Origin of the sequence: Comamonas granuli NBRC 101663 (genome assembly GCF_000739995.1) — a bacterium.
GTDB lineage: Bacteria > Pseudomonadota > Gammaproteobacteria > Burkholderiales > Burkholderiaceae_C > Simplicispira > Simplicispira granuli.
The window spans coordinates 311,126-327,650 of record NZ_BBJX01000002.1 but is presented as its reverse complement, the minus strand read 5'-3'; the positions used below and the strand labels follow the sequence as shown (position 1 = coordinate 327,650).

Here is a 16,525-nt window from a genome sequence, read left to right as displayed (position 1 = left end):
GCGTTCCGTAACGTCAAGCGAATGTATGCGTAAATTTTGTTACATACGCAGCGCGCTTTCCCTTACGCAGTTCTACGGGCGCTTGCCGCGCGCCAGCCCAGCCCGGCCGTGGTGGCGCCGCGCGGGCGGTACTCGCAGCCTATCCAGCCCGCGTAGCCCAGCGCGTCGATCAGGTCGAACAGGTAGGGGTAGTGGACTTCGCCCTGGTCAGGCTCATGGCGCTCGGGCACGCCCGCGATCTGCAGGTGGCCCACGCGGCCCGTGGGCAGGTAGCGGCGCAGCCGGGTGGCAAGGTCGCCCTCGACGATCTGGCAGTGGTAGAGGTCCATCTGCACCTGCAGGTGGGGCGAGTCCACGGCGTCGAGCAGGGCGTGCGCCTGGTCCTGGCGCTGCAGCAGGTAGCCGGGCATGTCGCGCGGGTTGATGGGCTCGATGAGCAGCGTGCGCCCGCGGCGCCCGGCCTGCTCGGCGGCCCAGCGCAGGTTGTCCACGTAGCAGGCGGGCAGCGCGCCCGGCGCGGCGCCGGCGGGGGCGCAGCCGGCCATGCAGTGGATGCGCGGGCAGTCGAGCGCCTCGGCATAGTCCAGCGCCTGCAGCACCCCGGCGCGGAACTCCGCCGTGCACCCGGGCAGGGCCGCCGTGCCGCGCGCGCCCTGGTCCCAGGCCGCGGCCATGGCCGTGCGCGTGAGGCCCGCGGGCGGCGCGTTGAACAGCACCTGGCGCAGGCCGTGCGCACGCAGCCGCTCGGCCAGCACCTCGGGCTCCCAGGCATAGGGAAACAGGTATTCCACCGCGGCAAAGCCGTCGTGCGCGGCGGCGGCAAAGCGCTCCAGAAAGGGCAGCTCGGTGTACATCAGGCTCAGGTTGGCGGCGAATTTCGGCATGGCGCAGATTTTTGCACCAAATCGGGCCGTAGCGCTTCTACCGCAAGCGCCAGAAGCTATCAATTAAATAGCGCACGCCAGCGCCTTGCCACAGCGCGCTGCGGGGGTTCGGCGCCAGCCGTCCTGCCTGGCCCTGCGGGGCCAGTACATTTGCCCGGTTCGCCACCTCGACGCACCCTATGCTGATCCACCCCAGCCACCAGCCCCAGGCCCGCCAAGTCCTGCGCACTGTCGCCGCCCTGGGCGCATTGCTGCTCCTGGTCAGCAGCCTGCCCAGCATGCCGGGCGCCCAGGGCCTGGCGCGGTACCTGCCGCTGCACATGGGGCTGGAGACGCTGGCCATCGCCGTGGCTGCGCTGACCTTCTCGCTGGTGTGGAGCGTGCGCCACGAGAACCTGCCGCAGCACGTGCTGCTGCCGGGCATTGCCTTCCTGGGCGTGGCGCTGCTGGACTTCTCGCACATGCTGTCCTATGCCGGCATGCCCGAGTACTTCACGCCCAACGATCCGGAGAAGGCCATCCTCTTCTGGTTGGCCGCGCGCCTGCTCGGCGCGCTGGCGCTGCTGGCCGCGGCCGTGCCCTGGGGCGAGCGGCGCCTGCCGCCGCACGCGCCGTGGGTGCTGCTGGCGCTGGTGCTGGCCCTGGTGGGGGCGCTGCATGCGCTGTTCCTCCTCGCCCCCGGTTGGCTGCCGCGCACCTTCGTGCCGGGGCAGGGGCTCACGCCGGTCAAGATCGCGGCCGAGTACGCGCTGATCGCGCTCAACCTGCTGGCCGCCACCGTGCTGCTGTGGCGCCTGCGCCAGCCGCGCAGCCAGAACACCAGCGGGCTGTTTGCGGCCGTGTGCATCATGGCCCTGGGCGAGTTCTTCTTCACGCTCTACGCCGAGGTGTCGGACGTCTACAACTTCTTCGGCCACCTCTACAAGGTCGTGGCCTACGCCTTTCTGTACCGCGCGATCTTCGTCGAGACCGTGCAAAACCCCTACCGCCTGCTGCGCGACTCGCAGCGGCGCCTGCGCGCCACGCTCGACGCATTGCCCGACCTGCTGTTCGAGCTCGACGAGCAGGGGCGGTTCCTGTCCGTGCACGCCTCCCGGCCCGAGGAGCTGGCCGTCCCCACCGCGCAATTGCTGGGCCGCAGCCTGACCGATGTCATCCCCCCCCAGGCGCTGGGGGCATCGGTGGACGCCATCGCCGAAGCGCGCGAGCACGGCCTGTCGCGCGGCAAGATCATTGCCCTGCCGGTGCTCGGCGGCGGCGTGCGCTGGTTCGAGCTGTCCGTGGCGCGCAAGACCGCGGTGTCGGGGCAGCACGAGGGCTTCGTGGTGATCTCGCGCGACATCACCGAGCGCCGCCAGACCGAGCTGGCCCTGCTCAAGCTCTCCGAGGCGGTGGAGCAAAGCCCCCTGTCCATCGTCATCACCGACCTGGATGCGCGCATCGAGTACGTCAACGCGGCCTTCACGCGCCGCAGCGGCTACAGCGCCGCAGAGGCCATCGGCAGCAACCCGCGCCTGCTGCAGTCGGGCAAGACCCCGGCGTCCACCTACCAGGCCATGTGGGCGCAGCTCTCGCAGGGCAAGCCCTGGCAGGGCGAGCTGGTCAACCGCAGCAAGTCCGGGAAGGAGTACGTGGAGTCGGTGCTCATCAGCCCGGTGCGCAATGCCGCGGGCGAGGTCATCCACTACCTGGCGCACAAGGAAGACATCACCGAGAAGAAGCGCACGGCCGAGCGCATCCAGCAGCTCTCGCGCCAGGATCCGCTCACCGGTCTGCCCAACCGCAGCCTGCTGCAGGAGCATTTCGCGCATGCGCGCGCCCAGGACGAGCGCCTGGCCGTACTGTGGATCGACCTGGACCATTTCAAGGAGGTGAACGACACCCTGGGCCATGTCATGGGCGACATGCTGCTGCTGGAGATGGCGCGCCGCCTGCGCAACACGCTGCGGCTGCAGGACGTGCTCTCGCGCCACGCGGGCGACGACTTCGTGGCCCTGCTGCCCGGCCTGGAGCAGGGCGGGGCGGCCGAACTCGCGGCCGCGCTGCTGGCCAGCCTGGCCCAGCCCTTCACCCTGGCCGCGCAGGAGATCACCGTCACCGGCTCCATAGGCATCGCGCTGTGCCCCGGCGACGCCACGCAGTTCGACACCCTGCTCAAGCATGCCGAGACGGCCATGTACCGCGTCAAGGAAGACAGCCGCAACGGCTACTGCTTCTTCATGCCCGAGATGCAGGAGCGCACCGCGCGCACCCTGGCCCTGGGCCACGCCCTGCGCCAGGCGCAGCAGCGCGGCGAGCTGCACCTGGCCTACCAGCCGCAGATGGACCTGGCCAGCGGCCGCATCACCGGCGCCGAGGCCTTGATGCGCTGGAACTCGCCGCAGTGGGGCGCCGTCTCGCCCGCCGAGTTCATCCCCCTGGCCGAGGCCAGCGGCCTCATCGTGGCCATGGGCGAGTGGGCGCTGCGCGAGGCGCTGGCGCAACTGCGCGCCTGGCAGGACCAGGGCCTGGCGCCGCTCACCGTGGCCGTGAACCTCTCGGCCGTGCAGTTCAACCAGCCCGACCTGCCCGAGGTGGTGGACCACCTGCTGCAGCAGGCCGGGGTGGCGCCGCAGTGCCTGGAGCTGGAGCTGACCGAGGCCGTGGCCATGAAGAACCCCGAAGTGGCCGCGCAGCGCATCGAGGCCCTGCGCGCCAAGGGCATCCGGCTCTCCATCGACGACTTCGGCACGGGCTACTCCTCGCTGAGCTACCTCAAGCGCTTCAAGATCCACACGCTCAAGATCGACCAGTCCTTCGTGCGCGACCTGGGCTGCGACCCCGACGACCAGGCCATCGCCACCGCCATCATCGAGCTCGCGCGCAACCTGGAGCTCTCCACCATCGCCGAGGGCGTGGAGACCGCCGAGCAACTGCAGTGGCTGCAGGCGCGCGGCTGCAATGCGGTGCAGGGCTACCACCTCAGCCGCCCGCTCGCGCCTGCGGCGTTCGAGGCCTTTGTGCGCAGCCGGCAGGCCGCGCCGGAGCCCGCGCCGCTGCAGTCCCCCTGAACCGGCACGCGCGGCGCGCGCAGCAGGCTCCCGGTCAGCGCTGGCGCAGCACGCGCACCGCCTCGGGCAGCGAATCGACCTGCGGCAGGAAATGGTCGATGGTGGCGCCCAGCGCCACGGCGCACAGCAGCGCACCGAGCAGCGGCTTCCAGGTCAGGCGCACGGCGGCACTGAGCCAGCCCGCACGCTCCACGCCCATGGCCACGCGGGCGGTGGCCAGGGAAAACGCCAGCTCCACGGCCACGGCCAGCAGCACGTCCCAGCCAAAGAACAGCAGGGCCAGCGCGCCCGCGCCCATGACCACCAGCGCGGCAATGGCGAAGATGGCCAGCACCGGCACCACCACCACGGCGCCCTCGTCGGCGCTGCCCAGGCCGTCGAGCGCGCCCCCGGCCAGGTCGCCCAGGCCCTGGGCATCGCCCCCGCCCGCGGGCCGGGGGGCCAGGGGGCGCACGCGCGCGGCAGAACGCGCCAGATCGGCCACGTCCAGCGCCATCTCGCCGGCATCGAGCGCGTCCCCCGCACCCCAGCCGCTGTCCTGGCGCGCGCCCTCGGGCTGCAGCAGCCAGGCGGCCCACAGGCGCAGCACCAGCAGGTACGCCAGGTAGCCCACGGTGAGCGTGACGGCATAGCGTACCGACAACTGCTGCACGCCCAGCGTCTTTTGCCCCCAGGCCGCCAGCAGCATGCCCAGCAGCGTGAGGCTGCCGATGCACAGGCCATGCCAGCGCAGGCGGTGGCGCTGCTGCAGCGTCTGCGCGATCTGCGCGCGCTCGGTCAGGCGCAGGCTGCGCCAGCCGCCGCGCCCGGCCTCGGCGGGGCGTTTCATTCGTCCACCGCCACGGGCACGCGCTGGGCCAGCGCGCACATCAGCTCGTAGCCGATGGTGCCGGCCGCCAAGGCCACGTCGTCGATGGGCAGCACGGCGCCCTGGCTGGAGCGCCCCCAGAGCGTGACCTCGCTACCCATGCCCGCCGCCCGCCCCGCCTGGCGCAGCGGCGTGAGGTCCACGGCGAGCATGTCCATGCTCACGCGCCCGACGGTGCGCGTGCGCACGCCGTCCACGAGCACCGGCGTGCCCGTGGGGCAGTGGCGCGGGTAGCCGTCGGCATAGCCGCAGGCGGCCACGCCGATGGCCATGGGCCCCGGGGCCGTGAAGCTCGAGCCGTAGCCCACGGTGTCGCCCGCCTGCAGCTCCTGCACGGCCAGCAGGCGCGTGGCCAGCGTCATGGTCGGCTGCAGGCCCCAGTGGGCGCTGTCGTGCTCGGGGTAGTCGGGCACGCCGCCATAGAGCACGATGCCGGCGCGCACCCAGTCGGCGCGCACCTGGGCGTCCTGCGCGTGGCGCAGCACGGCGGCGCTGTTGCTCACGCTGCGCTCGCCCGGCAGGTCCTCGGTGGCGGCCTGGAAGGCGGCCATCTGGTGCGCGATGCCGCGCGGGCCGTCGGCGTCGGAGAAATGGGTCATGAACGAGATCTCGTCCACCTGCGGCAGCGCCGACAGGCGCGCCCAGGCGCTGCGGTAGCGCGCCGGCCCGAAGCCCAGGCGGTTCATGCCCGAGTTCATCTTGAGGAACACGCGGTGCGGCGCCTGCGTCTTGTGCGCGGCCAGCCAGTCGATCTGCGCGTCGCAGTGCACGGCGTGCCACAGGGACAGGCGCGAGCACAGCTCCAGGTCGCGCGGCTCGAACACGCCTTCGAGCAGCAGGATGGGGCCGCGCCAGCCCAGGGCGCGCAGGCGCTCGGCCTCCTGCAGGTCCAGGCAGGCAAAGCCGTCGGCCGCGCGCAGGCCGGCGAACGCACGCTCGATGCCATGCCCGTAGGCGTTGGCCTTGACCACGGCCCAGACGCGCGCACTGCCCGCGCCCTGGCGCGCGCGCTCCAGGTTGTGCCGCAGCGCGGCGGTGTGGATGGTCGCAAGAATCGGACGGGGCATGGCGGCGCGGGCACTTCGGCCAGAGGGGAATTGCCCGGATTCTGGCACCGGTGCCCTGGTGGCGCGTGATATAACCGGCGCCTGATCTGTCCGGCCCCCCGAATTAATCCGCCATCAGCACCGCTGATGTCTGTCCCTGCCTATCGATGAAGCGCGGTTTCTACACCATCATGTCGGCGCAGTTCTTCAGCTCGCTGGCCGACAATGCGCTCTTCGTGGCAGCCGTCGAATTGCTGCGCACCGGCGGCGCCGCCGAATGGCAGCGCGCCGCCCTGGTGCCCATGTTCGCCCTGTTCTACGTGGTGCTGGCGCCCTTCGTGGGCGCGTTTGCCGACGCGCTGCCCAAGGGCCGGGTCATGTTCATCAGCAATGCCATCAAGATGGTTGGCTGCCTGCTGATGCTGTTCGGCTCGCACCCCCTGGCGGCCTACGCCGTGGTGGGCCTGGGTGCGGCGGCCTATTCGCCGGCCAAGTACGGCATCCTGACCGAACTGCTGCCGCCCTCGCAGCTCGTCAAGGCCAACGGCTGGATCGAGGGCCTGACCATTGCCTCCATCATCCTGGGCGTGCTGCTGGGCGGCCAGCTCGTGGGGCCGGTGCTCTCGCAGTACCTGCTGGCCATCGACCTGCCCGGCGTCGCGCTGGTGGAGAGCCCCGCCGAAGCGGCCATCCTGGCCCTGATGCTGGTCTACGGGCTGGCGGCCTGGATCAATCTGCGCATCCCGCACACGGGCGTGGCCATGCGCCCGCTGCGGCAGGACGCCACACGCAGCAGCCTGGCCAACGCGCTCTCGCTGCTGCCCGACTTCTGGCGCTGCAACCGGCGCCTGTGGCGCGACCGGCTGGGGCAGATCTCGCTGTCCACGACCACGCTGTTCTGGGGCGTGTCGGGCAATCTGCGCTACATCGTGCTCGCCTGGAGCGCCGCCGCCCTGGGCTACAGCACCACGCAGGCCTCGGCCCTGGTGGGCGTGGTGGCCATAGGAACGGCCGTGGGCGCCGTGGCCGCTTCCATGCACATGCGCCTGGACATGGCCACGCGCGTCATGCCCCTGGGCATCGCCATGGGCCTGCTCGTGATCCTCATGAACTTCATCGACCGCCTGTGGCTGGCCGTGCCCTTCCTGATCCTGCTCGGCGGCCTGGGGGGCTTTCTGGTCGTGCCCATGAACGCGCTCTTGCAGCACCGCGGCCACAACCTCATGGGCGCGGGGCGCTCGATCGCCGTGCAGAACTTCAACGAGCAGGCGGCCATCCTGGGCCTGGGGGCGTTCTACAGCCTGTCCACGCGCCTGGGGCTGTCGGCGTTCGGCGCCATCACCGCCTTTGGTCTGGTCGTGGCCAGCGCCATGTGGCTGATCCAGCGCTGGCACGCGTACAACTGCCGCCGCCACCGCGACGAGCTGGACGAGCTGCTGCGCATCGCCCGCCAGGACGTGCACCACTGACGCTCTGTTTTTTGTAGCTGCTGACGCTTGCTGGAAGCGCGCCAGAGGCCAAAATCACAGGAAAAGCGTGACGCAGGACTCGTTCCACTCGTGGCCCTGCTGCGACCACGGGCCCACGCCCGGTGGCGGGTAGCCGCTGCGGCACCAGCCCTGCTGGGCGTCGAAGTCGAATACCGCATGCGGGTGCTCGTTGATGAGCAGCACGGCCTTGCGGCCATCGCCCGACCAGCCGATCTTCACCGTCGCTGGCTGGGCACGGTCGGTCACGCTCTGCACGTTGTAGATGTGCACCGCATCCTGGATGGTCTGCCCGCGGGCCTCGTGGTCCACGGCGTAGAAGTAGCCGGTGTCGCCATCGTCCTCGAACACGGCGCTGATCCGGCCCCGGGGGGCCGTGCCCTCCACGATGGTGGGCTGGCCGACGAAAATCTGCCGGATGGCGGCGACATGGATGGGCATGGTGCGTGCAAACGGAAAGAAGACGGAAAAGGCCGGCAGCGGGCGGCACGGGCCGCAGGCGCAAAGGTACCACGCCCGGCGCAGTATCCCGGCGCCGCGTGTTGGAATGCGCCCTCCGGCCGGCGCGCACGGCCCCGGCGCCCTAGCATGGCGGCATTGCCACAGCACAGGGACGCCGCCATGCCCACGGTTTACGACTTCGACGCCCAGACCATCGACGGCCGCACGGTCTCGCTGCGCCAGTACGAGGGCCAGGTGCTGCTCATCGTCAACACCGCCAGCGCCTGCGGCTTCACGCCGCAGTTCGCCGGGCTGGAGGAGCTGCACCAGCGCTACGCCAGCGAAGGCCTGGTGGTGCTGGGCTTTCCGTGCAACCAGTTCGGCGCCCAGGACCCGGGCAGCAACGCGGAGATCGCCAGCTTCTGCCAGCTCAACTACGGCGTGAGCTTTCCGATGATGGCCAAGACCGAGGTCAACGGCCCCGAGGCCAGCCCGCTGTACCGCTGGCTGTGCGCCGAGGCCCCCGGCCTGCTGGGCAGCAAGGCCATCAAGTGGAACTTCACCAAGTTCCTGGTCGGCAAGGACGGCCAGGTGGTACGCCGCTACGCCCCGCAGGACGCGCCTGCCAAGCTCGCGGGCGACATCGAGGCCGCGCTCGCCGCCTGAGCACCCCGGCCTGCGCAGGGCCCGGCGCACGCCGTCGCCGGCGGTGCGCCTGTCATGTTTTGTCACCACGGGCAACGCGCGCGCCACACAGCGCACACATGCCGGGTGCACAGTCGCGCCACCGCCCCCCTGGAGCCGCGCCATGCACCACCCCTGTCCCGCCTCACTCTCCCATTGCGGCCCCATGCCGCTGCTGCGCCGCAGCGCCGCCGCCCTGTTGCTGGCCGCCACCGGCCTGGCCCCGCTGACCGCGGCCTATGCCCAGGCGCCCGCCGGCCCCGGGCCGGGCGCGCGCCTGCGTGAGCACCTGGCGACCCGCCTGCAAGGCCCTGCCGCCGCGCTGCCTGCCGGGGTGCGCCTGCTGGCCGACCAGCCCTACGGCCCCGACCCGCGCCAGCGCATGGACGTCTACCTGCCCGCACACCCGGCGCCCGCGGCGGACGGCGCGCGCGCGCCCGTGATCTTCATGGTGCACGGCGGCGGCTGGCGCCATGGCGGCAAGGCCATGGGCCGGGTCGTGGAGAACAAGGTCGCACGCTGGGTAGGCCGCGGGCTGGTGCTCGTCTCGGTGGACTACCGCCTGCTGCCCGAGACACCCGTGGCGCAGCAGGTGCAGGACGTGGCGCTGGCCCTGGCGCACGCGCAGCAGCAGGCCGCCGCCTGGGGCGCGGACGCACAGCGCTTCATCCTCATGGGGCACTCGGCCGGGGCGCACCTGGTGGCGCTCATCAACGCCCGGCCAGCCCTGGCGCGCAGCCTGGGCGCCAGCCCCTGGCTGGGCGCCGTGGCGCTCGACAGCGCGGTGCTGGACCTGCCCACCTTCATGCGCGCGCCGCACCTGCGCCTGTACGACGAGGCCTTCGGCAGCGACCCGGCCTACTGGCAGGCGCTCTCGCCCTACCACCAGTGGACGCCGGGCGCCGCGCCCCTGCAACTGGTCTGCTCCACCGAGCGGCGCGACCAGCCCTGCCTGCAGGCCCAGGCCCTGGCCCGCCACGTGCGCAGCCAGGGCGGCCGCGCGGAGGTGCTGCCGCAGCCGCTCACGCATGGCGAGATCAACGCCCGCCTGGGCCTGGAGGGCAACTACACGCAGGCGGTGGAGGACTTCATGGCCTCGCTGGACGCGCAGGTGGCGCAGCGCCTGGGGCGCTGAAGGGCGCCAGCGCTTTCATTTTGATAGCTGCCTGCGCTTGCCAGGCAAGCCACAGGGCCTATTCTTGCCCTAAATACCTGCGCAGGTAACGCCCCGTGTGGCTGGCCGCGTGCGCCGCCACCGTCTCCGGCGTGCCCGCCACCACCACGGTGCCGCCGCCCGCGCCGCCCTCGGGGCCCATGTCGATGAGCCAGTCGGCGGTCTTGATGACGTCGAGGTTGTGCTCGATCACCACGATGGTGTTGCCCGCGTCGCGCAACTGGTGCAGCACCTGGAGCAGCAGGTCGATGTCGGCAAAGTGCAGGCCGGTGGTGGGCTCGTCGAGGATGTAGAGCGTGCGCCCGGTGTCGCGCTTGGAGAGCTCCTGGGCGAGCTTGACGCGCTGCGCCTCGCCGCCCGAGAGCGTGGTCGCGCTCTGGCCCAGGCGGATGTAGGACAGGCCCACGTCCAGCAGCGTCTGCAGCTTGCGCGCGATGGTCGGCACGTCCTGGAAGAAGGCGTGCGCGTCTTCCACCGTGAGGTCCAGGATCTGCGCGATGTTCCTGCCCTTCCATTGCACCTGCAGCGTCTCGCGGTTGTAGCGCTGGCCGTGGCACACGTCGCAGGGCACGTACACGTCGGGCAGGAAGTGCATCTCCACCTTCACCACGCCGTCGCCCTGGCAGGCCTCGCAGCGCCCGCCCGCCACGTTGAAGGAAAAGCGCCCCGGACCGTAGCCGCGCTCGCGGGCCACCGTCGTTTCGGCCATGAGCTCGCGGATGGGGGTGAACAGCCCGGTGTAGGTGGCCGGGTTGCTGCGCGGCGTGCGGCCGATGGGGCTTTGATCGACGTTGATGACCTTGTCGAAATGGTCCATGCCCTCCACGCCCAGGTGCGGCGCGGGTTCGTCGTGCGCGCGGTAGAGCTGGCGCGCCACGGCCTTGTGCAGCGTGTCGTTGACCAGCGTGCTCTTGCCCGAGCCGGAGACGCCGGTGACGCAGGTGAACAGGCCCACGGGGATGTCCACGGTGACGTTCTTCAGGTTGTTGCCCGTGGCGCCGAGCACGCGCAGGGCCTGCAGCGGGCCCTGCGCCTCGGGCGCGGCCGGGCGGGCGGCGCGCGCGCCGCTGGCCGGGAAGCGCGGCCGGGCCGCGGGCTGCGCCGCCGGTGGCGCCACGGCCGCCAGCCAGGGCGTGCGCCGCGCCGGCACGGCGATGGCGCGCGCGCCCGAGAGGTACTGGCCGGTGAGCGAGGCGGGCACGGCGCACAGCTCCTGCCAGTGGCCCTGGGCCATCACGCGGCCGCCGTGCACGCCCGCGCCCGGGCCCATGTCCACGCAGTGGTCGGCGGCGCGGATCATGTCCTCGTCGTGCTCGACCACGATGACGCTGTTGCCCAGGTCGCGCAGGCGCGTGAGCGTGGCGATGAGGCGGTCGTTGTCGCGCTGGTGCAGGCCGATGCTGGGCTCGTCGAGCACGTACATCACGCCTGTGAGGCCCGAGCCGATCTGGCTGGCCAGGCGGATGCGCTGCGCCTCGCCGCCCGAGAGCGTCTCGGCGCTGCGGTCCAGGCTCAGGTAGGACAGGCCCACGTCGTTGAGAAAGCGCAGCCGCGCGCCGATCTCGCGCACCACCTTGCCCGCGATCTCGGCCTTGGCGCCCGCAAGCTGCAGGCGCTCGAACCAGTCCTGCGCGTCCTGCAGCGTCATGTGGCTGACCTCGTAGATGCCGCGCGCCTGCGCGCCCTCGCCCACGCGCACGTGGCGCGCCTCGCGGCGCAGGCGCGCGCCCCCGCACTCGGGACAGGCCTGGGTGCTGCGGTAGCGCGCCAGGTCCTCGCGCACCACGCTGGAGTCGGTTTCGCGGTAGCGCCGCTCCATGTTCGGCAGGATGCCCTCGAAGGGGTGGGCGCGCACGATGGCCTGGCCCTTGCGCGCGCCGCTGTCGAGCAGGTAGGTGAAGGGGATGTCCTCGCTGCCCGAGCCGTGCAGCACGGTGTGCTGCACGGACGGCGGCAACTGCTCGAAGGGCGCCTCGATGTCGAAGCCATAGTGCGCCGCCAGGCTCTGCAGCAGCGCGAAGTAGTAGCCGTTGCGCCGGTCCCAGCCCTTGATGGCGCCGCTCGCCAGGCTCAGGGAGGGAAAGGCGACGACGCGCGCGGCGTCGAACACGTCCTGCTGGCCCAGGCCGTCGCAGGCCGGGCAGGCACCCGTGGGCGAGTTGAACGAGAACAGGCGCGGTTCGAGCTCGCTCAGGGCGTAGCTGCACTGCGGGCAGGCGAACTTGCTGGAGAACAGGTGCTCGCGCCCTGTGTCCATCTCCAGCGCGAGCACGCGGCCATTGCCTTCGTGCCCACCCACGCGCAGCACCGCCTCGACGCTCTCGGCCAGGCGCTGCTGCAGGCCCGGGCGCACCTTGACGCGGTCGATGACCACGTCGATGTCGTGCTTCTCGGTCTTCTTGAGCGGCGGCAGGCTGCCGTGCTCGTAGATCTGCCCATCGACGCGAAAGCGCACATAGCCCAGCGCCTGCATCTGGGCGAACAGCTCGGTGAACTCGCCCTTCCTCGCGCGCGCCACGGGGGCCAGCAGCATGAGGCGCGTGTCCTCGGGCAGGGCGAGCAGGGCGTCCACCATCTGGCTCACGGTCTGCGCGGCCAGGGGCAGGCCGTGGTCCGGGCACCAGGGCGTGCCCGCGCGCGCCCACAGGAGGCGCAGGTAGTCGTGCACCTCGGTCACCGTGCCCACGGTGGAGCGCGGGTTGTGGCTGGCGGCCTTTTGCTCGATGCTGATGGCGGGCGAGAGGCCTTCGATGAGGTCCACGTCGGGCTTGTCCAGCCGCCCGAGGAACTGGCGCGCGTAGGCCGAGAGGCTTTCCACATAGCGGCGCTGGCCCTCGGCGTAGAGCGTGTCGAACGCCAGGCTGGACTTGCCCGAGCCCGACAGCCCGGTGATCACCACGAGCTGGTTGCGCGGGATGTCCAGGTCGATGTTCTTGAGGTTGTGCGTGCGCGCGCCGCGGATGCTGATGCGCTGCTCGCGCAGGGCCTGGGCGAGGTAGGCGCCGCTGGGTTCGTCGGCGATGGGGGCGGGGGAGGTCACGGCAGGCTGGGGCGGCTCGGGGGGAACCATCCATGATAGCCCTGGGCCGGTGTGGCCGCCCCGCCCGGCGCAGGCAGCGGTGCAATACCCATCCCGCCCGGACGGGAGACGGCGCCTTGGACGAAAATAGGGGTTTTACCCGAGCCCCCGCCCCGCCCGTGACGGATACCGCCCTGCCCCCTTCCGCCGCCCCCGCCGCGCCCGCCACCCGCATGACGGCGCTGGAGCGGCGCTCCAGCATCAGCCTGGCGCTGATCTTTGCGCTGCGCATGCTGGGCCTGTTCCTCGTGCTGCCCGTGTTCGCGCTGGAGGCGCGCAAGTACCCGGGCGGCGACGACCCGGCCCTGGTCGGGCTGGCCATGGGCATGTACGGGCTCACGCAGGCCTTCTTCCAGTTGCCGGTGGGCATGGCCTCGGACCGCTTCGGGCGCAAGCGCGTGATCGTCGCCGGGCTGGCGGTGTTTGCCGCGGGCAGCCTGATCGCCGCGCTGGCCGATACGCTCACGGGCCTGCTCGTGGGGCGCGCCCTGCAGGGCGCGGGGGCGGTGTCGGCGGCCGTGACGGCCCTGATCGCCGACCAGACGCGCGACGCCGTGCGCACCAAGGCCATGGCCCTGGTGGGCATGAGCATCGGCCTGATGTTTGCCATCGCCCTGATCGCCGGGCCGCTGCTGGCGGCCCATATCGGCCTGGACGGGCTGTTCGGCCTGACCTTTGCGCTCACGCTGGGCGGCATTGCCGTGGTGCTGTGGGTGGTGCCGCCCGAGGCGGCGCGGCGCGCCGACGCCCCCGCGGGCCGCGTGGCCGACGTGTGGCGCCACCCCGACCTGCTGCGCCTGAACCTGGGCGTATTCGTGCTGCACACGGTGCAGATGTCCATGTGGGTGGCCGTGCCCGCCATGCTGGTGCAGGCCGGCCTGCAGCGCCAGGCGCACTGGCAGATCTACCTGCCGGCGGTGGTGCTGTCCATCGTCGCCATGGGCGGGCTGTTTGCCATGGAGCGGCGCGGGCGCCTGCGCGCGGCGCTGCTGCTGGCCATCGGCATGATCCTGGCCGTGCAGGCAGGCCTGGGCGCGGTGGCCGCCAGCGGCGCCCCGCCCTCGCTGGGCGTGCTGGGCGCGCTGCTGTTCGTGTTCTTCTGCGGCTTCAACATGCTGGAGGCCACGCAGCCCAGCCTGGTCTCGCGCATGGCGCCCGCGCCCCTGCGCGGCGCGGCGCTGGGCGCGTACAACACGCTGCAGTCGGTGGGCCTGTTCGCCGGCGGCGCGCTGGGCGGGCTGCTGGCCAAATGGGCGGGCGCGCCAGGCCTGTTCAGCGCCACGGCGCTGCTGGCCGCCCTGTGGCTGGTGCTGACCTGGCCGCTGCGGCCCGTGGGCCGGGACACGCAGGCGCACTGACTTTTCGCAGCATTTTTTTTGACCGGCCGCCGCGCGCAGGCGCACCAAGGCCGCTATGCTGCACACCTGCAGCCTCGGAGGGGTTGTCTCTATTCATCTGGCCCGGAACCCTCCCCTTACTGCCGGGCTACCGCAAAGGACTCATTACCTATGGCATCCGTGAACAAAGTCATCATCGTGGGCAACCTGGGGCGCGACCCCGAGATGCGCACCTTCCCCAGCGGCGACCAGGTGGCCAACGTGACCATCGCCACCACCGACAAGTGGAAGGACAAGCAGACCGGCGAGATGCGCGAAGCCACCGAGTGGCACCGCGTGGTGTTCAACGGCCGCCTGGCCGAGATCGTGGCCCAGTACCTGCGCAAGGGCTCGCAGGTCTACGTGGAAGGCAGCCTGCGCACGCGCAAGTGGACGGACCCGCAAAGCGGCCAGGAGCGCTACAGCACCGAGATCCGCGCCGACACCATGCAGATGCTGGGCAGCCGCCAGGGCATGGGCGGTGGCCAGGGCGGCGGGTACGACGCCGGCGGCTACGGTGACGACGGCTTCGACCAGGCCCCGCGCCGCGCCGCCGCGCCCGCACCGCGCCCGGCGCCCGCGCCGCGCGCCGCCCCGGCACCGGCCCCGGCACCGGCCCCGGCGCCAGCACCGCGCGCGTCCTCGGGCTTTGACGACATGGACGACGACGTGCCGTTCTGAGCGGGCCCGCTGCCGTGCCGCCAACAAGGCGCCCGCGGGCGCCTTTTGCTATTGAAAATATAGCTGCTAGCGCTTGCTGAGCAAGGGCTGGAGGCCAAAAACACCCTCAAACCCCAGCGCGGCGGCCTACAGCTTCCCGGCCCGTTGCCGCGCAATGGCGTCGGCCACGCCCTGGCCATAGGCGGGATCGGCCTGGGTGCAGTGGGCGATGTGCCGGTCCACGATGGGCTGCGACACCCCGGCGATGGCACGTGCCGTGTTCTCGCACAGCAGTCTCTGCTTCTCGGGGGTCATCAGGCGGAACAGGTCGCCGGGCTGGGTGAAGTAGTCGCTGTCGTCGGCGCGGTAGTCCCAGCGGCTGGCGTCACCGTAGAGTTTTTCCACGGGCTCGGCGTACTGGGGCTGCTCCTGCCACACGCCCTGGCTGTTGGGCTCGTAGGCGATGGTGCGGCCGTAGTTGCCGTCCACGCGCATGGCGCCGTCGCGGTGGTAGTGCGCCACGGGGCAGCGCGGCGCATTCACCGGGATCTGGTGGTGGTTCACGCCCAGGCGGTAGCGCGCCGCGTCGGTATAGGCGAACAGGCGCGACTGCAGCATGCGGTCGGGCGAGGGGCCGATGCCCGGCACCAGGTTGGAGGGCGCGAACCCGGCCTGCTCGACCTCGGCGTAGTAGTTGTCGGGGTTGCGGTCCAGCTCCATCACGCCGACCTCGATGAGCGGGAAGTCCTTCTTGCTCCACACCTTGGTCAGGTCGAAGGGGTGGAAGCGGTAGGTCTGCGCCTGCGCCTCGGTCATGATCTGCACGCACAGCGTCCACTTGGGGAAGTCGCCACGGTCGATGGCCTCGAGCAGGTCGCGCTGCGAGGATTCGCGGTCCCTGCCCACCAGCTCCGCGGCCTCCTGGTCGGTCAGGTTGGCGATGCCCTGCTGGCTGATCCAGTGGAACTTGACCCAGTGGCGCACACCCTCGTGGTTGATGAGGCTGTAGGTGTGCGAGCCGAAGCCGTGCATGTGGCGGTAGTCGCGCGGGATGCCGCGGTCGCTCATCACGATGGTGATCTGGTGCAGCGCCTCGGGCAGGCCGGTCCAGAAGTCCCAGTTGCTCTCGGCGCTGCGCAGGTTGGTGTACGGGTCGCGCTTGACGGCCTTGTTCAGGTCGGGGAACTTGAGCGGGTCGCGGAAGAAGAACACCGGCGTGTTGTTGCCCACCAGGTCCCAGTTGCCCTCTTCGGTGTACATCTTCACGGCAAAGCCGCGGATGTCGCGCTCGGCATCGGCCGCGCCGCGCTCGCCCGCCACGGTGGAAAAGCGCACGAACAGCGGCGTCTGCTTGCCGATGGCAGAGAACACCTTGGCGCGCGTGTAGCGCGTGATGTCGCCCGTGACGGTGAAGCTGCCGTAGGCGCCCGAGCCCTTGGCGTGCATGCGGCGCTCGGGGATCACCTCGCGGTGGAAGTGGGCGAGCTTCTCCAGGTGCCACAGGTCCTGCAGCAGCATGGGGCCGCGCGGGCCGGCGGTCTGCACGTCCTGGTTGTTGGCCACCGGGGCTCCGGCGGCGGTGGTGAGGCGTTGGGTCATGGCGTTCTCCTGTGCAATGCGGCGCCTGAATAAACAAAAGCTATTCAAGGCCAGAAGATTATTGAACCGACGCATTCCCACGGCAAGACGCTGCCCATTGAATGCTTGCAAGACGCCGATTGCCCGGATCGATGGGCGCGCGCAGGCTGCGCCCCGGACGGCGCCGGGCCGGGGGCG

The 16,525-nt window shown here is 71.2% G+C and carries 12 protein-coding genes; 6 read left to right on the top strand and 6 right to left on the bottom strand.

Going from position 1 to position 16,525, the window contains the following annotated elements:
• Positions 1-62 precede the first annotated feature (62 nt).
• Positions 63-884 carry a 2-oxo-tetronate isomerase gene (gene otnI / locus CGR01S_RS03180; protein ID WP_042422278.1) on the bottom strand — a complete coding sequence of 274 codons (822 nt, stop codon included), beginning with the start codon at positions 882-884 and terminating at the stop codon, positions 63-65.
• Between the two features lie 179 nt (positions 885-1,063).
• On the opposite strand from otnI, the gene CGR01S_RS03175 reads away from it, so the two are divergent.
• Positions 1,064-3,934, top strand: a complete 2,871-nt coding sequence (locus CGR01S_RS03175) for a bifunctional diguanylate cyclase/phosphodiesterase (RefSeq protein WP_245616745.1) — start codon at positions 1,064-1,066, stop codon at positions 3,932-3,934.
• Between the two features lie 34 nt (positions 3,935-3,968).
• Here the strand turns inward: CGR01S_RS03175 and CGR01S_RS03170 are convergent, their stop codons facing one another.
• Together CGR01S_RS03170 and alr are read right to left on the bottom strand one after the other, a co-directional pair.
• Positions 3,969-4,763: a hypothetical protein gene (locus CGR01S_RS03170; protein ID WP_042422277.1), complete on the bottom strand. Its 795-nt coding sequence runs from the start codon at positions 4,761-4,763 to the stop codon at positions 3,969-3,971.
• Positions 4,760-5,869, bottom strand: coding sequence for an alanine racemase (gene alr / locus CGR01S_RS03165; RefSeq protein WP_042422275.1), 1,110 nt, complete (start codon positions 5,867-5,869; stop codon positions 4,760-4,762). The genes CGR01S_RS03170 and alr overlap by 4 nt, the downstream gene beginning before the upstream one ends.
• 146 nt (positions 5,870-6,015) lie before the next feature.
• On the opposite strand from alr, the gene lplT reads away from it, so the two are divergent.
• Positions 6,016-7,317: a lysophospholipid transporter LplT gene (gene lplT / locus CGR01S_RS03160; RefSeq protein ID WP_042422273.1), complete on the top strand. Its 1,302-nt coding sequence runs from the start codon at positions 6,016-6,018 to the stop codon at positions 7,315-7,317.
• A gap of 54 nt (positions 7,318-7,371) precedes the next feature.
• Here the strand turns inward: lplT and CGR01S_RS03155 are convergent, their stop codons facing one another.
• On the bottom strand, positions 7,372-7,776 hold the full coding sequence (locus tag CGR01S_RS03155; protein ID WP_042422270.1) for a DUF2251 domain-containing protein: 405 nt from the start codon (positions 7,774-7,776) through the stop codon (positions 7,372-7,374).
• 180 nt (positions 7,777-7,956) lie between these two features.
• Here CGR01S_RS03155 and CGR01S_RS03150 point away from each other — a divergent pair, with 180 nt between their 5' ends.
• Both CGR01S_RS03150 and CGR01S_RS03145 read left to right on the top strand, forming a co-directional pair.
• Positions 7,957-8,442 (top strand): glutathione peroxidase, encoded by a 486-nt coding sequence (locus CGR01S_RS03150; protein WP_042422268.1) that lies wholly within the window; start codon positions 7,957-7,959, stop codon positions 8,440-8,442.
• 142 nt (positions 8,443-8,584) lie between these two features.
• Complete coding sequence (locus CGR01S_RS03145; protein ID WP_245616744.1) at positions 8,585-9,595, top strand: alpha/beta hydrolase; 1,011 nt, start codon at positions 8,585-8,587, stop codon at positions 9,593-9,595.
• Positions 9,596-9,653: 58 nt separating this feature from the next.
• Here CGR01S_RS03145 and uvrA read toward each other — a convergent pair whose 3' ends face one another.
• A complete protein-coding gene (gene uvrA, locus CGR01S_RS03140; protein WP_439644720.1) occupies positions 9,654-12,656 on the bottom strand; it encodes an excinuclease ABC subunit UvrA in 3,003 nt (1,000 codons plus the stop codon).
• A 230-nt stretch (positions 12,657-12,886) separates the two neighbouring features.
• Between uvrA and CGR01S_RS03135 the strand changes: the two genes are divergently transcribed.
• Positions 12,887-14,071 carry an MFS transporter gene (locus tag CGR01S_RS03135; RefSeq protein ID WP_042422261.1) on the top strand — a complete coding sequence of 395 codons (1,185 nt, stop codon included), beginning with the start codon at positions 12,887-12,889 and terminating at the stop codon, positions 14,069-14,071.
• A 150-nt stretch (positions 14,072-14,221) separates the two neighbouring features.
• Entirely contained in the window at positions 14,222-14,770 is a 549-nt protein-coding gene (ssb, locus tag CGR01S_RS03130) for a single-stranded DNA-binding protein (protein ID WP_042422260.1), read from the top strand.
• A gap of 126 nt (positions 14,771-14,896) precedes the next feature.
• On the opposite strand, the gene CGR01S_RS03125 is transcribed toward ssb, so the two are convergent.
• Positions 14,897-16,348: a catalase gene (locus tag CGR01S_RS03125; protein ID WP_042422258.1), complete on the bottom strand. Its 1,452-nt coding sequence runs from the start codon at positions 16,346-16,348 to the stop codon at positions 14,897-14,899.
• Positions 16,349-16,525 lie beyond the last annotated feature (177 nt).